This is a genomic window from Yeosuana aromativorans (assembly GCF_014646655.1).
Taxonomy (GTDB): Bacteria; Bacteroidota; Bacteroidia; order Flavobacteriales; family Flavobacteriaceae; genus Yeosuana; species Yeosuana aromativorans.
Map to the genome: position 1 here is coordinate 470,549 of NZ_BMNR01000002.1, position 19,938 is coordinate 490,486.

12 protein-coding genes are annotated in these 19,938 nt (G+C 35.1%); 1 reads left to right on the forward strand and 11 read right to left on the reverse strand.

Annotation, left to right across the window (positions count from 1 at the left end; all coding sequences use genetic code 11):
* Positions 1-5: 5 nt before the first annotated feature.
* Positions 6-3,128 (reverse strand): SusC/RagA family TonB-linked outer membrane protein, encoded by a 3,123-nt coding sequence (locus tag IEW94_RS05415; protein ID WP_188650797.1) that lies wholly within the window; start codon positions 3,126-3,128, stop codon positions 6-8.
* 406 nt (positions 3,129-3,534) lie between these two features.
* On the opposite strand from IEW94_RS05415, the gene IEW94_RS05420 reads away from it, so the two are divergent.
* Positions 3,535-6,324: a triple tyrosine motif-containing protein gene (locus IEW94_RS05420; RefSeq protein ID WP_229669462.1), complete on the forward strand. Its 2,790-nt coding sequence runs from the start codon at positions 3,535-3,537 to the stop codon at positions 6,322-6,324.
* A 761-nt stretch (positions 6,325-7,085) separates the two neighbouring features.
* Here IEW94_RS05420 and IEW94_RS05425 read toward each other — a convergent pair.
* From IEW94_RS05425 to IEW94_RS05465, 10 genes are all read right to left on the reverse strand, one after another.
* Positions 7,086-7,697, reverse strand: coding sequence for a class I SAM-dependent methyltransferase (locus IEW94_RS05425; protein WP_373286590.1), 612 nt, complete (start codon positions 7,695-7,697; stop codon positions 7,086-7,088).
* A 21-nt stretch (positions 7,698-7,718) separates the two neighbouring features.
* Positions 7,719-8,222, reverse strand: a complete 504-nt coding sequence (locus IEW94_RS05430) for a 4-helix bundle domain-containing protein (protein WP_506016856.1) — start codon at positions 8,220-8,222, stop codon at positions 7,719-7,721.
* A gap of 62 nt (positions 8,223-8,284) precedes the next feature.
* The gene (locus IEW94_RS05435; RefSeq protein WP_188650802.1) at positions 8,285-10,459 is read right to left on the reverse strand and encodes a TonB-dependent receptor family protein; all 2,175 of its coding nucleotides are present in this window, start codon (positions 10,457-10,459) and stop codon (positions 8,285-8,287) included.
* Between the two features lie 229 nt (positions 10,460-10,688).
* Positions 10,689-12,623 (reverse strand): heavy metal translocating P-type ATPase, encoded by a 1,935-nt coding sequence (locus tag IEW94_RS05440; protein WP_188650804.1) that lies wholly within the window; start codon positions 12,621-12,623, stop codon positions 10,689-10,691.
* 13 nt (positions 12,624-12,636) lie between these two features.
* Positions 12,637-12,843 carry a GDCCVxC domain-containing (seleno)protein gene (locus tag IEW94_RS16900; RefSeq protein ID WP_229669463.1) on the reverse strand — a complete coding sequence of 69 codons (207 nt, stop codon included), beginning with the start codon at positions 12,841-12,843 and terminating at the stop codon, positions 12,637-12,639.
* Positions 12,843-12,974, reverse strand: a complete 132-nt coding sequence (locus IEW94_RS17045) for a hypothetical protein (protein WP_444545772.1) — start codon at positions 12,972-12,974, stop codon at positions 12,843-12,845. The genes IEW94_RS16900 and IEW94_RS17045 overlap by 1 nt, the downstream gene beginning before the upstream one ends.
* A gap of 365 nt (positions 12,975-13,339) precedes the next feature.
* Positions 13,340-13,756 carry a Fur family transcriptional regulator gene (locus IEW94_RS05450; protein WP_188650806.1) on the reverse strand — a complete coding sequence of 139 codons (417 nt, stop codon included), beginning with the start codon at positions 13,754-13,756 and terminating at the stop codon, positions 13,340-13,342.
* Between the two features lie 4 nt (positions 13,757-13,760).
* Positions 13,761-14,099 (reverse strand): P-II family nitrogen regulator, encoded by a 339-nt coding sequence (locus tag IEW94_RS05455; RefSeq protein ID WP_188650809.1) that lies wholly within the window; start codon positions 14,097-14,099, stop codon positions 13,761-13,763.
* Positions 14,100-14,200: 101 nt separating this feature from the next.
* A complete protein-coding gene (locus IEW94_RS05460; protein ID WP_188650811.1) occupies positions 14,201-15,439 on the reverse strand; it encodes an efflux RND transporter periplasmic adaptor subunit in 1,239 nt (412 codons plus the stop codon).
* Positions 15,440-15,455: 16 nt separating this feature from the next.
* Positions 15,456-19,859 (reverse strand): CusA/CzcA family heavy metal efflux RND transporter, encoded by a 4,404-nt coding sequence (locus tag IEW94_RS05465; RefSeq protein ID WP_188650813.1) that lies wholly within the window; start codon positions 19,857-19,859, stop codon positions 15,456-15,458.
* Positions 19,860-19,938: the final 79 nt, after the last annotated feature.

The following is a 19,938-nucleotide window of genomic DNA, read 5'->3' on the forward strand; positions in this document are numbered from 1 at the left end:
TTTTTTTAAAATTGTAAATTAATACCTAACATGCCTGTTCTTGCCTGAGGATAATACCCTCTGTCAATACCAAAAACGCCTCCCCCGATTTCTGGATCAAATCCAGAATATTTAGTAAGAGTAAATAAATTTTCCCCTGTTACATAAAGTCTTATTTTTTCAATACCAAACTTATTTAACACATCCTTAGGTAGACTGTAACCAAATTGTATTGTTTTGAATCTTAAATAATCACCATCTTCTAAATAAAAATCAGACGGATTGGAAAAATTCTTATTGGTATCATTTGCGGCCAATCTTGGAAATGTATTGGAGGTGCCTTCGCCTGTCCATCGTCCAAGAGCTGATTTTTGGAAATTGGCCGTACCAATATCCAATCTTCTAATAGCCTGATAAATTTTATTTCCGGCGGCTCCTTGGGCAAATACTAATAGGTCAAAATTTTTGTAATTAAAATTAAACGTGAACCCAAAGGTGACTTTTGGTATGGAACTTCCTAGAAAATCCCTGTCATCTGATGTGATGGTTCCATCGCCATTGATGTCCTTCCATTTGAAATCTCCAGGAACGGCATTAGGTTGAATTAAACCTCCATCGGTGTTAGTGTAAGCATTTATTTCAGCTTGGTTTTGGAAAATACCATCTGTCATAAATCCATAGAAAGAGTTGAATGGATGTCCCACTTCAGACCGAATGATATAAGGAACGGAAGATGCCTGGATGCCATCTCCTGTAATAAAATTGGTATCTGTACCTAAATAAGTGACTTCATTCTTTACAGTTGAAACATTACCATTTAATGAAAATCCAAAGTCATCAAATTGTTTATTATATCCTAAACTGATATCCAAACCTGTGTTTTTCATATCTCCTACGTTTACGGCTGGACTTCCTGTTGCTCCAACATAACCAGGTAAAGGCACATTTCTTAAGATATCTGAAGTCTTTTTAAGATACCAATCAACTGTGAGGTTTAGTCCTCTAAAAAGGGTGGCATCAAAACCAATATTGGTCTGGCTGGTTTCTTCCCATTTTAAATCGGGGTTAGCCGGTGCATTTGGACTATTACCTACAACAATAGATCCTTGCGATTCATTCCCAAGAAAATAATTTCGTCCATCACCAATAGTCGATAAATATCTAAAATCACCAATATCATCGGTTCCTGTAACACCATAACTGCCTCTAAACTTTAATTGGGTAACAACGTCATTTTCTGGCCAGAAATCTTCTTTTGAAGGCACCCAGCCCAATGAAAATGATGGGAAGTAACCGAACTTGTTGTTAGAACCAAAACGACTGGATCCATCTTTACGTATGATACCTGTTAATAAATACTTATCCTTGTAAGCATAGTTTAATCGTGCAAATAATGATATCACTTTATGTATGGTGCCTTTGTATGCTCCTGCAATAATATTATCTTGGCTTGTTTCAAACCCAAAATCAGCATCTTTATAGTTGTTGACAGGCAGGTTATTGTAAGTCACGTTTTGTCCATCGGTAATGTTATCAACATAAACACCTTGACCCAATAATATTGTAAAATCATGGTCGTTCAATTGTTTTTCGTAGGATATAATATTTTCAATGGTCCAACCAAAACCTCTATTGGTGCTTTTAGACAAGCTGTTTTGTGAGGTCACAAATGAAGAGGTTAAAAAAGATTCTGGATTAAAATTCCTGTCACCCCAAAACGCCATTTTACCAGAAAATGTTGATCTTGCTTTAAGCCCCTCAATTGGCTCAATTTCTACATAAGCATTACCTACAAAATTATTTGACCAACTATAATTACCTAATTTTGTTTTTACAAAAGCCAAAGGGTTGGTCATTTCTTGTCCCACATTAGATGAGATACCATAAGGAAATCCATTAGGTGCATAAATGATGTTTGGTTGTGCATAATCACCTTGACCAATAAGCACAGGGTCGGTTTGAATTGCCGGTGTTATAGGGTCTAAGTTAATTGCAGAAGACAGTGGCCCTCCATAATAGTTATTAGAATCTATACCTGTGTTTTTTTCATCAGAAAAACCAAATGTTTGACCCAATCTAATATAATCATTGATTTTATGGGTAGAATTCAAACGGAAATTCTTTCTTGTATAATGCGAAATATCAGACGTAACAATACCATCCTGATCCAAATATCCAAAAGAAGCATAAAATGTAGATTTATCATTTCCGCCACTTACGCTTAATTCATGGCTTTGACGTTGAGCACTGTTATTGTAAATTAAATCTTGCCAGTCAGTCCCTTTCCCATAGGATTGTGGGTTTGGGAAAGGCAATTGAAAATTATTAGGATCTGCACTATTGGCATATCTTTCGTTCATTAAAGTTGCATATTCTGTTGCATTTAATAAATTTAATTTTCTTGCTGGCCCAGAAACACCAGTGTAACCATTGTAGTTTACACTAAGTTTACCAGATTTGCCTTTTTTGGTTGTTACCAATATAACACCTGCAGCAGCCCTTGAACCATAAATAGCTGCTGAAGCCGCATCTTTCAATACTTCTATAGAGGCAATATCAGATTGATTCAAATACCCAATACCACCATTGTCAACAATTACTCCGTCAACAACCCAAAGTGGGTCATTGTTGTTTATTGTTGTGATTCCTCGCACTCTAATGGTTGATGATGAACCGGGTTGTCCAGAATTGGTTACAATGGTCAAACCAGAAGTACGACCTTGTAAAGATTGTTCTATCCTTGTAACAGGAAGATCTTCTAAGTCTGATGCTTTAACTCCCGAAATTGCACCTGTTACAACACTTTTCTTTTGAGTACCATACCCAACCACGACCACTTCATCAAGTGATTCAACATTCTCTTTTAAGGTTATTGCAATACTACTTTGACCGTTTATTGATACTTCAGTCTTGGTATAGCCAATATAGCTAATTACCAAAACACCATTAGACGGTGCGTCAATTTGAAATTTACCATCAAAATCAGTTGTGGTTCCTTTAGATGTGTTTTTAAGCAATACTGTTGCCCCTGGAATTGGCATTCCACTTTCATCACTAATCGTTCCACTAACGGTCAAGTCTTGAGCTTGAATATAAGCAGTGAACAATAATGATAAAAAACACAAAACATGTAATTTAGTAATTCTCATTAGTCTTTAGTTTAAATTAGTTTTTGTTAATTTTTTGTGTAGTTTTTTATGATTATCTAACAATATTAATAGTAATTTTATGCACTTCACAAAAATTATCCATTACAAAAATACATCATATTATATTTTAAAATCATACAAAAACACATCATATATTTTTTAAATATTTGAATATTAATATTTTATAATTTAATTTAATTTATTACAATATTATTTTTTCAAATTAAAAACACTACATTAGTAAAAAGGTTATATTTTATTGAATTGTTAATGTTGAAAACTGCTTATTTCTATGCTTTTATTATTTAAAAAAAAGAGTTCAATCCTTGATTGTTTTCGGTATACTATAATTTTTACTCTACTGTTTGGGGTTTCTTCAGTTTTGGGTCAAATAAAAAGTATAGGATTGCCTGATATAATAAATTATAAAAAAACAGATTATAAAAGTGGTACACAGAACTGGAATATAGATCAGGACGCAAATGGAAATATGTATTTTGCAAATAATAATGGCCTATTACAATTTGATGGGTCAAATTGGCACACATATGTCGTTCCTAATGTAAATAGCATAAGAAGTGTTAAGGTTGAAGATAGTACCGGTAGGATTTTTATTGGTGCATATAACGAATTTGGTTATTTTGAGTCTGCCTCAAATGGCGATTTAACCTATGTATCATTACTTCCTTTAATCAAAGATGATAGGTTCAAGAAATCTGATTTCATATGGAAAATACACCTGTTTGGTGACGCTGTTATTTTTCAATCTTTTACCGCAGCTTATATTTTTAAGGATAATAAGATAAGTATTCTACCGGCACCAAAGCGGTTTCAATTTTCTTTCAAAGTAAACAACAAACTGTATTTCCAAGATGTTGGTTCTGGTATCCTAGAATTTATTAACGGGAACTTAATACCTTTAAAAGGTACTGAAGGATTGAATAACTCTGAAGTTTGGGGGATAGTTTCTATACCAGACAATACATTGCTTATTACTACTTTAGAGTCTGGTGTTTATGTTTATAAAAATCAAACGTTACAACACTGGAATACTGAGGCCGGTCAATTTATCAGTAAAAATGGATCTTTGGGAGATGTTGTTATTAATGATTCATTAATAGTTATTAACTCTGTACTAAGTGGAATTATTATCTGTAATCTTCAAGGAGAAATCATCCAACACATCGATTTAAAAAAGGGCTTGATAAACAATACAATATTAAGTTCGTTTATAGATGCTAAAAAAAATCTTTGGTTAGGACTTGATAATGGTATTTCATATATTAACATTAATTCTCCCTTTACCTATTTCTCATCAAGCCTTAACAACAGTTCTGTGTATGCATCTGTTATCCATAATGGTTTACTTTACGTTGCTACTAATCAGGGTGTATTTTACCATAAAATTGAGGACAGGTTTAAAGATGACACGTTTGTACTTGTGGATGGCACAACAGCTCAATCCTGGAATATTCAAGTCATATCTGGTGAACTGATTTGTGCCAATAATAAAGGGGTTTTAATTATTGAGGGTGGTAAAGTCATAAAATCATTAAACCATTCTGGTTATTTTGGTTTTAAACAACTCCCAAATCATTCCAAGTACATTATTGGAGCAAACTATAGTGGCTTTGATATTTTTGAAAAAAACCAAAAAGGGATAGTTTTTAAAAATAAAATTCAAAATTTTTATGAGTCATCAAAAGATTTTGAAGTTGATGATGCTTTTGTATGGCTAAAAAAGGATGAATTTCTTTATCAAATGGTATTAACTGAAAGTCTGGATGGTTTTTATGTAACAAAAAAGATTGACAGCATTAATGGCGAAAATAATATAAGTTGTATGCAAAAAATAAATGGTACATTATATTTTATTGCAAACAACCACTTCTACAGCTATTCCAAAGACAAAGGAGTTTTTGAAGAGAACATCAATTTAAGTAAATTATTTAGTGACATTCCCCCTGTCAGCTCATTAACTGAAGATTCATATGGCAATTTGTGGTATTCGTATAATGAATCATTGGGCGTATTCATGAAAAATAAAGATGGAAGCTATAAACATGAGTTTGAGCAATTTTCAAATTTAACAGGCAAAATAATGAGCGATTATTTATCTGTAAATGAACTTGGTCCGGACAGTTTCTTTATTGGTCTTATAAACGGCCTTGTATGCTATGATTCTGACTATTCAACAAAGACCTTAAGTAAACCTAAAGTTTTTATAAGAAGTTTTTCTTTTGGAAAGGATACAATTTTTAGAGGAAATCCACAGCAAAAACCATTGGATTTAACTTTGCCTTTTGCTTCAAACAACGTTAGGTTCACCTTTTCTTCACCAGAATTTGAAAACTCAAAGAATATCCAGTATTCCTACCAATTGGAGCCGTTTGATAAACAATGGAGCAATTGGTCTACAGCAACTGTAAAAGAATATACCAACCTAAAGGAAGATAATTATAAAATGCGGGTAAAAGCTAAAAACAGTTATGGTATTGATTCTGACGTTGCATCAATAACATTTAGTATTTCGCCTCCTTGGTATAGAAGTTATTTAGCATACATAATTTATTTTTCCATAATCATACTCTTTCTTTACCTTCTTTCTATTGTTCAAAAAAGAATTTTAAGAAAAAAACAATATTATAAAACCATTGAACAAAGAAAACTATATCTGGAAAAAGAATCAAAGATTAGAAAAGAGCAATATGAACTGGAAAAGGAAATAGAAAAATTAAACAGGGAAAGATTGCAAACAAGAATTATTTCAAAGGACAAAGAACTTGTAAACCATTCATTGCAAGTTGTCAAAAAAAATAAAATATTAAATGGAATCATTCATAAATTAAAAGAAATGGAGGTAGATAACATGTGTGATGACACTAAATTTCAAATAAATAAATTAAAAAAGAGCATAATAAAAGAAGTACATACAGACAAAGGGTTAAAACACCTTGAGAAACATATAAAAAATGTGCATTTTGATTTTTTAAAACGATTGAAAGACAAATACCCAAATATATCACCCAGAGAACTAGATTTATCAACTTATTTGCGTCTCAACATGTCTACAAAAGAAATTGCTGAGATTATGAATATATCTAGTGGCGGGGTTGAATTGGCGCGTTATAGATTGCGAAAAAAATTAAATTTAAAAAGGCACGAAAACTTAACTGGATTTTTAATGGCCATATAATAAATAATTTTATTTATTTCATTATACCTGTTTTTATTTACCAATACATAATACGTGAGAAGCTTATTTAACTTACAAAACTTTAACAAACAATATATTATCGATTTTACACCTAATAAAAGGGTGCTTACCGGCTTAATATTTTTAAAAATAGGCTTTCAAAACAAAAAAGTTCAAACCACTGATACCAGTCCGCTGCTTTTAAAAAAATCCAGTATTAATGAGGGTTTCGGAGAAAATAAGAAACCGGACAATTCTCTTGCTAAGAATTGTCCGGTTTAGTGACCTCGACAGGATTCAAACCTTACGATTTTATCCTAATATTTATAGGGTCTATGCTAAATTCTATGTTTTATGTTGACGAATTGTGAATTCGATATAATACTCAATGTTTCTTTTTAATATATCGTCTAATACAAATATATATTATTTAAAAAAACAATCTTAAAAAATTCTATTTTTTTGTGCTAAGTATTAAATTTAAATGTGGAATTAAGCTTATTTAGATAGAGTAAACATGGTGAACCATATAGAGTAGATAAAAGTGAGCACACTATAATTAAAACTGTCGTCATGACAGGGGTTATTTATACCCGCAACACACAACAGATTATATATCAATCATTTACAAGAATAAAAATTAAACTGTTAGCCGATTTGTTGACGATATTATAAATGAACTTAAAGTAAAATGCTTTACTTTCTGATTGCATAAATATATAATTTATGCATTTTTAAACCTATATAAAACACGATTTATTTTACTTTCTTTTAAAACAACAAAAAACAAAGTTCTGATATGTACCAAAGGGTGTTTTATGATCTGATTTTATACATTTTATTCTGTTGAAGTAAGCTTTAAACCGATTGGCCATAGAACCTTCAGAATATTGTTTAATATCTAAACCACTGCATTTTGGGGGTCCATTTTCAGAAAAAGTACCAATTACTAAAGTACCGTTCTTGTTCAGGTATTTCTGAGTAGTTTCAATATAATTATTTATACTTTCTTCTTCGGTTAAAAAATGAAAAGCTGCCCTATCATGCCAAAAATCATATGTTTCAGGTGGTAAAAAAATTGCGGCATCAGCAACTATCCATTTAACCATATTAGCTTGTTTCCTTAAGCGCTGTTTTGCTCTGTTTAATGCTGATTCTGAAATGTCCAATATCGTTATATCAGTATATCCCAATTTTAATAAATGGTCTACCAAAAAGCTGTCGCCGCCTCCTATATCAATAATTTTTGCTGTTTTGGGAATATTGGATTCTTTTAAAAATGCCAGCGATGTTTCAGGTACGGGTTCATACCAACTCACTTCGTTTAAGGATTTTGTTTTGAAAACATTTTCCCAATGTTCTTTTTTGTTCATAATTATGATTTTAGTTCCAACTCAATCGCTGCAATCTATCAGCATTAAATATAGCCAATAATGCAACACCAACTTCTGCAAATGCAGGCTTTGACCATTTGCATTATCCGGCCAATTTAAAGGGGGAGCTTCATATCCAGTCATTTTAATAATCGTCCATTTTTGCTTTTCTGCTAAGTCCTTGATTTTTTTACTGGGAACTTTATCCTGAACAAGGGTTTTTAAATTGTTTAGGTCAGAAAGAATTGACAGACTGGATTCCGAAGGTAGGTTTATTGCTTTGGCCAACATAAAAATCTTTGCGCTAAACTCCTGCATTTCTGCATATTCGGCTTTATCGAGCATCCCACCATCCCTAACGGCCATTGGATAATCTTTTGAAAGATAATCCAGAAGATGGATTATACTTTGGATATTATTATCCTTTTCCTTGACAGAAACTTGAAGGGAAGAAAAGAATATAAAATATAAAGGAATTATGACGGGATTGAATACAGATGTAATTTCATTTGAACAAATAATAATTTGTCATTATTCAGACTAATCATAAACAAAGGCTTTATATTTGACCTAAATTGTAAATCACTTTAGAATTTAGCGGTAAAACCCGCATATAAACTCCTGCCAACCGAGGGTATGATCCCTGGGCCGGGATATTCATCCGCTCTTCTGGTAAAATATTGCTTGTCGGTCAGATTGTTTGCCCCAAGTTTTAATACAAAGTTTTTGATTCTATAACTTGCACTCAAATCCAAAACCGTATAGGCAGGAATGTAGCCCGCAACGGCACCATCGCTTTGTCTTGTATTTGTGGCGTCGCCAAAGGCATCGCCTACAGAATTTACCTGAAAGGTTGTTGAAAACCTTTCGTTATTGAAAATTAACCCAACACGGTTAATGGTTTCTGTGGCGGTTTCCACACGGTTTCCCTTAAATTCTCCACTGGTGTATTTAGCATCAATATAGGCGAAGGAGTTGAAGATACTTAAACCAAATTCTGATTCTTGGTTTATGAATTTCAATAGATTGAACTCTACATAACTCTCAATTCCTTTATGGACACTATTGGCAACATTGGTTCTTAAAGTGTATTCTTCATTTGTGACCGGATCATTTTTTAATACCGTTCCAATTCTATCGTTATAGGCCAAATAAAACGCACCAATATCAAAATTCAAATAATTCTTAATGGTTGCTCTATATCCCAAATCGGCATTATAACCGGATGCATCCTTTAGATTTGGGTCAATTCTAGAGGTGGTTCCAAATGGCTCTAATTCGCCGTAATCTATTGGGCGATATGCCTGACTTATATTTCCGTAGATGTTGGTATTTCTGGAAGTTTTGTATTCCAGACCCAGACCTGCCAATGGTATGTACCTATCACGGCTTTCTTTTGAATTTATTTTCACACCATCCTCCGTTTTGTAGCCCTTTGCCGTACTATTTAAATATTCAAATCTAAAACCTGGTGTAACACTAAACCTATCACCGAGCCTAAAAATATTTTCGACAAAAGGTGCGAGATTAATAGTCGTAAAATCCAAATCGTATCCCCAATTACCGGTTATGGATAAATCGAAATCGCTATCCGTTGTTCCCTCGCCACCACCTAATCGCTTGAACCAACCGTAACTAAAACGAACACCTCCAGCCACAGTAGCTTTGTTGTTTCCTATATTGTATTGTTTTGATATCCTCAATTCTGTCGTGGAGTTGTTAAAATCCTGTTTGCCCACTTCGCGTGGCACATATTGGTTTGTTACTGGGTCTATATCATCAACGGCAGCGGCACCGCCATCCTCGTTCCGCCATACTATGGAACGGCTCCCAAAAAGATAGGTTGATTTTAGGCTTATGACTGTGGTTTTGGATGGGATATAATTGGCGTATGCCGTGATAATGTTCCAAGGGGTCTTTAGCCAGTTTCTTGATCTTGTCGATTGTTCGGGGTTCTTACTAAACTGTTCGTCGGTCAATCCACCCGGCATCTTGATTTTATTACGAAGCAATGAGTACTCAACCCCGAAATTTAATTTGTCCGAATGATTGTATTGCACCTTGCCATAACCCGAAAGTTGCGATTGTTGGCTATTTGGCCTGTATCCGTCCATATATCGGTACTGCAAAAAGCCATAGTAACTTATTTTTTTGTAGTTGCCACCTACAGAATTGAAGGAATTATACAAACCGAAACTCCCCAAGGTCTGTGAAGTCACAAATTCAAAGGGCTTGTTTTTGGGTGCATCTTCGATTACATAATTGACCAATCCACCAAATTGAGAGCCAAACTGTAATGATGCAGCGCCACGAACCAGTTCTATACTTTTAACCGCTTCCATTGGTGGAAGATAATACGCTTCATTATATCCGTAAACATCGGCACTGATATTATAACCATTTTGCCTCGTATTCATTTCAATGCTCTGCACAGGGTTCAAACCACGTGTTGCAATCCCGTTGGCAGTAAACCCGCCTGTTTCTGTTTCTACAATATTTAGCCCTGGTACTCTCCCTAAAATTTGCCGTGTATTGTTGAGTGCCTTATTGGCATCCAGACTATCGACGAGGATAACTTCATTTTTTTTACCTGCGTATACAATGCCGTCTTTGGTTTCTGGAAGATGCCCAACACCATTGACTGTTTTGTAACCCCTGATAATTACTTCGTTTAAACCAATGATACTGTCTCTCTTCTGTGCAATGGTTGAATGACTAACTAATAAAATGACCGGAATACAAAGGAGCTTTTTGAAATTCATTTTTCTATAATTTGATTTTACAATAATTATTTTATTTAGATTAAATAAAAATAATAATGCAAATATATTAGGGCAATTTCAATACTCCAAATTATTTAGAATAATTCTTAATAATAATTTTAAAGACTTATGGGACACCTTCCACATTATCTTTTTTTTATGTTTTTTTTAGCTGGTTTTTAAACTTTGTGACCCCTTCAATTTCTGCAGCTTTGGGTCAATATTTTCATTATTTCCATTTCATATTCTGCAATCTAACTGCATTTAAAATTGCTAATAATGCCACACCTACATCTGCAAAAACAGCTTCCCACATGGTCGCTAAACCTCCTGCACCTAAAATCAAGACAACTAATTTAACCCCAAAAGCCAATATAATATTCTGCCATACAATTTTTCGGGTGGAGCGGCTAATTTTTATGGCTCTAACAATTTTTGAAGGTTGGTCAGTTTGGATGATGACATCTGCTGTTTCAATGGCCACATCACTTCCTAAACCACCCATTGCAATACCAACGTTACTTGCTGCTAAAACTGGAGCGTCATTGATACCATCACCTATAAACGCTACCTTGTTCTGTGGGTTTTTCTTTAAGGTTTCAACTTCATTTAATTTGTCTTCTGGTAACAAACCTCCTTTGGCTTTTTCAATGCCTAACCCAGAAGCTATTTGTTGCGTAATGGAATCTTTATCACCTGAAAGCATCATTATGTTTTTGATGCCGACTTTGCGCAATGCTGTAATAGTGAGTTTAGCATCTTCTTTCAATTCGTCAGCAATCACTACATAACCAGCAAAATCATTATCGATTGCTACCAATACAATGGATTCTACAATAGATTCTGTTTCCTTTGGAAACTTAATATTATTTGCAAGCATTAAAGCTTTATTACCCACTAAAACAGTCTTCCCATTTACATTGCCTTTTAAGCCTTTACCTGCAATTTCTGAAACTTTTTCCACTTCAAAATCTTTGCTATTTTCTTTATACTCCATAATGGCTTTTGCAATAGGATGTGTAGATTGTGCTTCCATAGCCATTAAGTATTTCATAAATTCTTTTTCATTCCAATTGATGGTTTTAATTTCCTTGATTTTGAAAACACCCTTGGTAACCGTACCTGTTTTGTCCATTACCAACATATTAATTTTGGCCATGGCATCTAAAAAGGAAGCTCCTTTAAACAAAATACCATTCTTTGAAGCTGCTCCCAATCCACCAAAATAACCTAATGGAATAGAAATTACTAACGCACATGGGCAAGAAATTACCAAGAAAATTAAGGCTCTGTATAACCAATCTCTAAAGACATAATCATCTACAAAAAGGTAAGGAATAAATGTAACACCAATAGCTAAAAACACAACAATTGGTGTATAGACGCGTGCAAACTGTCTGATAAATAATTCCGTTTTTGATTTACGTGCCGTAGCGTTTTGAACCATTTCCAAAATTCTGGCAATAGAGCTATCTTCAAACTTACTGGTGACTTCAACCTCAATAACACTTTCTAAATTGATACTTCCTGCATACACTTTGGCGTCTTTAATTACCGAATCGGGTTTGCTTTCTCCTGTTAAAGCTGCTGTGTTTAATGATGCTTTTTCAGATAATAAAATACCATCCAACGGAATTTTTTCACCTACCCGAATCTGTATTTTCTCTCCAATGTTTACTTCTTCCGGTGAAATACTTCTATAATCACCATCACGAAACACATTAGCTTCTTTTGGCCTAACATCCAACAATGCTTTAATATTTCCTTTTGCTCTTTTAACCGCTGCGTTTTGGAATAGTTCACCAACTGCATAGAAAAGCATTACAGCGACACCTTCGGGATATTGGCCAATAGCAAACGCACCAATGGTAGCTATGGACATTAAAAAAAACTCCGTAAATACATCACCTTTTTTAATACTTTCCCAACCTTCTTTTACTACTGGAAATCCAACGGGTAAATACGCTATGCCATACCAAATAATTCGTATCCAATCTCTAAAAAAAGATGTATCAACATAATCTAATACTATCCCAATGATAAGCATTGCAAAACTTATAATTGCTGGAATATATGCCTTGAAATTATTGGATGTTTTATCGTGATTATGTCTTTCTTCCGAATCTGGTTTTAAATCTCTTAAATTAACTTTCTTTTTTTTCATAAATCATTTATTTTTAGCAACAACTTTTGTTTTGTTGAATTGATGGACAAGGAACTGTACCATATGAGCAATACACACAACAATCACCTTTTTTTGGTTTTAAAACCGTTTTGCAATTTTCACACTCGTAAAAAAATTGACAAGCATTTGTTGGCATTACCTCAACTTTCTTATGCCCGCAGTTTGGACAAGTAATTTCAGATTTTAATTGGATTTCCATTAGTTTTCATTTTTGCTTGTTACCATGTAGCCTGTTGAGTTTATTGCTTTCTCTATTTCTGATTCATTGGTTTTGGTTTTGTCAAAATCAATGATTGCTTTTCTGTCTTCGTAGGAGGCTTTCGAATTCACAATTCAATCAAGTTCACTTACTTTGTGGTTTAAGTGGTCTTCACAACTCTCTTAGGTCATACCGTTGAGATTTTAAATTCAACCGTTTTAATATCTGATTTGTCAACTACGTTTGTTTGTTTTTCTGTGTTTGAGTAAAAAACACCTTAATAATAAGGGAAGACTAACATAACAACCGCAAACACAGTAACTATACTTAAAAAAATTTTCGATTGAAAAAATTTTGTTTTGACTTCTATCTCACATTCACAGTCGATTTATTTTTTTGAGGTTTAGTTTTTGATACCGAGCCAACCATGAATAAATATTGCTAATCCAATTAATAAACACAAAAATGCAAATAAAAACAGTGCAATGGAAGTGCATTATTGCCCACTGCATTTATCACATACACCTTTTACAACCAAGTTTACATTTTCTGCCACGTAGCCTTCCGGTAAGCTGATGTGTGGTATTTTATGCTCGGTCAAACAAATGGTTTCATTGCAATTGTTGCAGTGAAAATGCAAGTGCAGGTCTGTATCTATTTCACAATTACAGTGCTCTTCACACAATGCATATTTGGTTACACCTGTACCATCATCAATTTGATGTGCAATGCGGTTTTCAACAAAGGTCTTTAAGGTACGGTACAATGTAGTCCTATCGGAATTATCAAAATAATCTTCAATATTTGTCAAACTGACAGCCACATTCTTGTTCAAAAGATACTGTAAAACCAACAAACGCATGGCCGTTGGTTTTACATTACTGTTCTCCATTATTTTCTCCAATACGTCCATTGCACTACAAATTATGGCTTTTTAAGGATTCCCCCGTTTTAATTTGAAAGGCGTCCTCTATGTTTGACAAATAAATAATGCCATCTCCCGGTTCTTCTGTCTTACCATGTGCCAAAATTATATCAATAGCTGCTTGTGCCTCTTCATTTTGGCAAACCAATTCTATTTTAACCACAGGACTGTCCGTTACATGGAAATCAAGGGAAGGCCTTGCTCCTTTTGCCTTAAATGCCCCAGTGCCCTCAGCTTGTGAAAGGGTCATGCTTTTAAACCCATTATCGGTCAACGCTTCAATTATTTCATGTATCCTGTTCGGTTTTACAAATGCTTTTATTTCTTTCATATTTTAATATTTTATGATTTTGAACCGAGTTTGTCTATGATTTTTAACTAATTAAGACCAAGAACAAACCCGGAATCAAAATCTTTGTTTACATTTTTAATCTAATCTTCGTGCTCCAATTCCCCTTTTATTCTTTCGGATGACAGGGTATAGGCCCCTTTGGTGACTACTTTAGCATCTTTTGAAACATTGGTGGGAAAGTTGACTTCTACAAAGCCCAAATCAGTGATACCTGTACTTACTGGTGTCATCTTATACCTCAATTTATTTTCTTCTGCTTTAACATCTTTGTCCAATATAAAAACAAAAGACTGTTCACCCTCTTTGATAATGGCTTCTTCCGGGACCACATAGACCATTTTTTCACCTTGAACAATTCTACCTTCAACATACATTCCAGGCAGGAGTTCTTTATCCTCATTGTGTACATCTGCATGCAAATGCAATGCTTTAGGGTCAGTTTCAAAGGTCTTACCAATGGCATGTATTTTAGCCTTTAAAAGCTCGTCAGGTTTTGAAGCCACAGCAAAGTATATTTCTTGCCCTTCTTTTACTTTATAGATATCTTTTTCATACACTTTAAAGTCGGCGTGGATCTTTGTAATATTGCTAACCGTAAACATCTTGGTCTGTGGAGCAACATAATCACCAAGACTTACAATAACTTCATCTACAAAACCATCAATTGGTGTCGTTATGGGTATAGCCGAATAAATTTTACCCTTAGCTATCTTATCAATATTCAAACCTAACAGATGTAACTTTGCTTTTAATGCATTGACACTGGACGTTGTAGAACGAAATTTGGATTGGGCCATTTGATACTCCTTACCAGAAGACACCCCTTTTTCATATAAGGTTTGTTTACGCTCAAAGTCCTGCTTTAGGAAAACGAGTTCGTTGTTTTTTTCCTGAAAATCCTGTTGCATACTGATAATGTCAGGATGTTCTAGGTATGCCAATACTTGGCCTTTTTTTACCTTATCGCCTTCAATAACATGAATCGCTCTAACATTACCTCCTACAAACGGGCTAATGTTTGCTCTATCCTGTGGGAACAATTCCAATTGACCCGTAACCTTTATGGTGTTTCCCATGCTTCTTTGCTCTAATGGTTTCACTTCTAAACCAATGGTTTCGGCCTGCATGGTTGATATTTCCACCACACCTTCCTCTCCTTCGTGGTCACCTTCTTCACCATGTGCACCTTCTCTATTTCCTGTATTTTCCGTTTTAACATTTTCACTCTCATTATGCCCCAATTCAGACTTTTGGTGTTTGTTGCAGCTTATAAACATAAGCATTAAAACTACAGTTGATATACTTATTATATTTTTCATTTCTCTTTTTTTAAGGTTATAGATTACCCAATTGATATTGTAACTCAATGGTTTGTTGGTTGAACTGATTAACATATTGCAAATGGTTTTGCTTGATTTTGATGGCACTATTGAGTATGGTAATATAATTCACATAATCTATTTCACCTTCTTTAGATGCCAGTTCTGCCGTAGCTATTTGTTCTTCCGCCAATAGCAAGGCACCTTCCTCATAATAATCAAGGGTTTTTTTTGTCTTTTCCAATGATTTTAATAGTTGGGAAACCCTACTTTCGGTTACGGCTTTTTGTTCCAAATATTGATTCTCGACTATCATAGCATCTGCTTTAGCCGCCTTTACCCTAGATTTCTGTGGAAAAAACCATAATGGAATAGTAATTCCCGCCTGTAAGGTATTAAAACCAGATACATCATCAACTACCTGTTTTCCGAAGCTGAAACTGAACTTAGGCAAAAACTGTGATTTTTCAACTCCAACATTCGCTTGGCTTACTTTAGTGTTTTGCAAGGCAAATTGCAATATTGGATTATTCTCTACCGAAATTGAATCTCTAGTACCCATAAAAGTCAATATTTTATATTGTCCTTCTTCAGTTTCAAAGGTATCCTCCATACCCAAATACTGCTTTAGGGCACGCTTGGCAATTTCAATATCATCATAGGCCTGTTGCCTTAACACTTGTATTTGTTGATATTCAGAAGACGCTGCAATAAATTCCAACTTTCCTGTCTCTCCTGTTTCATATCGCAATTCGGCCGCAGACTTAAAATTGGTGTAAACACTATCCAATTCTTTAGCAAAACGCAATTGGGCTTTGCTATAGTTTATTTGGTCATACGCTTGCATCACATTGCGAATCAGTTGTTTTTCGTTCAACACATAGAATTTTTCTCCCAAAGAAACACGCTCTTTATAAAACTTAACTTTTGAAAAACCGGAAAGCAAATCTATATTTCCCTGTTGTACACCGATAGTGGTCTGTATTCCTGGAAGATTATTGCCATATTCCTCTTTACCAGTAAATACTTGGGTACTTCCAAGGTCAAAGCTTGTTCCTTTCATCGCCTTTTCTCTATCAATAAACGCTTGACTTTCCTTAAGAGAAGGGTAATTCTCTTTTGCCATTGCAATAGCTTCTTCCAAGGTAATGGTCTGGGCCATTTGGTTGTCCTGTGCGGTAGCGGAATTTGATGTCAAAAATCCTCCCAAACTCAATAAAACAATAATAACCGTTGTACTTTTCTTGATGTAACTTACGTCTCCACCATTTTCATTCTTTTCTTTTTGGGATTCCAGCCAATAATATAATACCGGAATCACAACAAGGGTCAAAAACGTTGCAGTAATCAAGCCTCCAATAACCACTGTTGCCAATGGCCGTTGTACTTCCGAACCTCCAGAGGTAGAAACCGCCATTGGGATAAAGCCCATAATGGCCGCGGTAGCCGTCAGCAAAATTGGGCGTAAACGCTCGTAGGTGGCTTCGTATATTCTGGCTTTTAAATTTGTCATTCCACTTTCTTTTAGTTCATTGAATTTGTTTATCAGTACCAATCCGTTTAAAACCGCAACCCCAAAGAGCACAATAAAACCAACACCTGCCGAAATACTAAAAGGCATACCCCGTATCAATAGTGCAAAGACACCTCCAATAGCGGCCAAAGGCACCGCCATATATATCATAACCGATTGTGAAAACGAGTTTAATGCAAAATAGAGCAATATAAATATGAGCGCAAGGGCAATAGGTACTACAATCATTAAACGGGCTGATGCTCGTTGAAGATTTTCAAAAGAACCACCATAGGTTACATAATAGCCTGGGGGCAGTTTCACTTCCCTTTCAAGTTTTTGCTGGATTTCCTCGACCATGGATTTTACATCACGACCACGTACATTTACGCCTACTGAAATACGGCGATAGGTATTGTCCCTTGAAATTTGCATTGGGCCCGGTTTATAACTGATATCTGCCAATTCCTTTAAAGGCACTTGGTTGCCATTAGGCAAATCGATATAGAGGTCCTTAAGATTGTTAATGTCCTTACGGTATCCTTCCGCCAATCGAATGACCACATCAAACCTTTTTTCACCTTCAAAAATCACACCGGCCTGTTCACCAGCAAAGGCAGCACTTACATAATCATTTAACTTATCAATGGTTACGCCATACTGTGCCATTTTTGCCCGGTTGTAGACCACTGTCATTTGTGGTAAACCACTGGTGGCCTCTATACGTACATCGCCAGCACCTTGTACCGTTCTTACTACAGCAGCAATCTCTTCTATTTTTTTGGCCAAAACACCTAAATCCTCACCGTACAGTTTTATCGCAACATCTTCACGTACTCCCGTTAACAACTCATTAAAACGGAGTTCTACGGGTTGTGTAAACACAAAGTTTACTCCTGGAATAACGGATATTTTTTCTTTTATCTTTTCAATTAGTTCCTCTTTAGTTTCCGCGGTAGTCCATTTGCTCTTATCTTTTTCCAGAATAATATAGCTATCGGCAATATCCATGGGCATTGGATCGGTTGGGATTTCTGCCACACCAATTCTTGAGACCATCGTTTTTACTTCTGGAAACTGCTTTACAATGTTTTGAATTTTTTTTGAAGCCTCAATAGATTCAGTAAGGCTACTTCCAGGTTTTATCAATGCCTGCATGGCAATATCACCTTCGTCCAATTTCGGGATGAATTCTCCACCCATATTACTAAAAACAAAACCGGCAACAACTAACAATCCAATAGCACCAATCAGGATTCCAGCCTTAAACCGAAGTGCAAACGTTAACAATGGCTTATAGGCCCGGTTCAATGCAGACATTATCTTATCGCTAAACTTATCAATATTGTTTTCAAACTTTGCGAACCAATTATTTGGGTTTTGAGCAGGTTTTAAAAACAGAGCAGCCGCCATCGGCACATAAGTAAGACATAGAATTATGGCTCCCAAAACTGCAAAACCAAAAGTAAATGCCATAGGACGGAACATTTTCCCTTCAACTCCAGTTAAAAACAGAATAGGTGTAAATACAATTAAGATGATCAACTGCCCAAAAAAGGCCGAATTCATCATGGTACTCCCTGAATCATAGGCAATTTCATCCATTTCTGCTTGTCCAATGAGGGTCTTGGATTTTTTCAAACGTTGATGGATTTGGAGTACCATGCCTTCCACTATAATTACGGCACCATCTACTATAATCCCAAAGTCTATAGCTCCAAGAGACATTAAATTAGCCCATACACCAAACTGTTTCATCAAAATAAATGCAAACAAAAGCGATAAAGGAATTACCGAAGCTGTTATCAAACCACCTCGGAAACTTCCCAATAGCAGCACCAAAACAAAAATCACAATCAATGAGCCCTCTATAAGGTTTTTTTCCACGGTACTCGTTGTTCTTGCAATCAGCTCACTTCTACTCAAAAAAGGTTCTATATAAACCCCTTCTGGCAGCGATTTTTGAATTTCATCAATACGCTTTTGTACATTGTTTATAACATTGCTTGGGCTTTGTCCCTTAAGCATAAGTATTTGTCCACCTACTGATTCGTGGCCATCTTGGGTGAATGCACCATAACGTACCTGATTTCCGAAACCTACTTTTTCAGCCACATCACGAATTAAAATTGGGCTTCCATTTTGCGTGGTCACCACGGTGTTTTCCAAGTCTTTTAAACTACGTGCCAATCCTTCACCTCTAATAAAATTAGCCTGATGGTTTTTTTCGATATAAGCACCTCCCGTATTGGCGTTGTTCACTTTTAGAGCTTCAAAGACTTGGTTCATGGTGATACCGAAACTTTTTAATTTATCTGGGTTGATAGCAACCTCATATTGCTTAACAAAACCTCCAAATGCATTTACCTCTACCACGCCAGGAACCAATGCCATTTGGCGTTTTACAATCCAATCTTGTATGGTACGAAGTTCCATCGCATCATATTTGTCTTCATAGCCCTCTTTAACTTTTAGCGTATATTGAAATATTTCACCCAAACCTGTCGTTATTGGTGCCATAAAGGGCTTTCCGAAACCTTCGGGTATTTCTGAGCTAACATCTGCTAGCTTTTCCTGTACCAACTGTCTTGGGAGATAGGTTCCTGCCTCATCCTTAAAAACTATGGTTACTACGGACAGACCAAAACGGGACACAGAACGCAGTTCTATAACATCAGGGAGGTTTGCCATAGCCAACTCAACAGGATAGGTTACAAATTGTTCAATATCTTCTGTGCCAAGGTTTGGCGCTACGGTTATTACTTGTACTTGGTTGTTTGTTATATCGGGTACAGAACCCAGGTTTATAGTGGTCATAGACCAAATGCCCGTACCAACAAGTGCCACTATAAATAAGCCAATAATAAATTTATTATTAATGGAAAATGAAATGATTTTATTAATCATGGAATAATAGTTATAATGAATTTATAAATAAAGAATAGTAACCAATAGCTGTTATTGGCGACTTGAATTTATAAAATAC

What these genes read in the sequence shown, in the direction of transcription:
- IEW94_RS05415 (WP_188650797.1), bottom strand. Translation starts at nt 3,128, where the DNA reads ATGAGAATTACTAAATTACATGTTTTGTGTTTTTTATCATTATTGTTC.
- IEW94_RS05425 (WP_373286590.1), bottom strand. Translation starts at nt 7,697, where the DNA reads ATGAACAAAAAAGAACATTGGGAAAATGTTTTCAAAACAAAATCCTTA.
- IEW94_RS05435 (WP_188650802.1), bottom strand. Translation starts at nt 10,459, where the DNA reads ATGAATTTCAAAAAGCTCCTTTGTATTCCGGTCATTTTATTAGTTAGT.
- IEW94_RS05440 (WP_188650804.1), bottom strand. Translation starts at nt 12,623, where the DNA reads ATGAAAAAAAAGAAAGTTAATTTAAGAGATTTAAAACCAGATTCGGAA.
- IEW94_RS16900 (WP_229669463.1), bottom strand. Translation starts at nt 12,843, where the DNA reads ATGGAAATCCAATTAAAATCTGAAATTACTTGTCCAAACTGCGGGCAT.
- IEW94_RS05450 (WP_188650806.1), bottom strand. Translation starts at nt 13,756, where the DNA reads ATGGACGTATTGGAGAAAATAATGGAGAACAGTAATGTAAAACCAACG.
- IEW94_RS05455 (WP_188650809.1), bottom strand. Translation starts at nt 14,099, where the DNA reads ATGAAAGAAATAAAAGCATTTGTAAAACCGAACAGGATACATGAAATA.
- IEW94_RS05460 (WP_188650811.1), bottom strand. Translation starts at nt 15,439, where the DNA reads ATGAAAAATATAATAAGTATATCAACTGTAGTTTTAATGCTTATGTTT.
- IEW94_RS05465 (WP_188650813.1), bottom strand. Translation starts at nt 19,859, where the DNA reads ATGATTAATAAAATCATTTCATTTTCCATTAATAATAAATTTATTATT.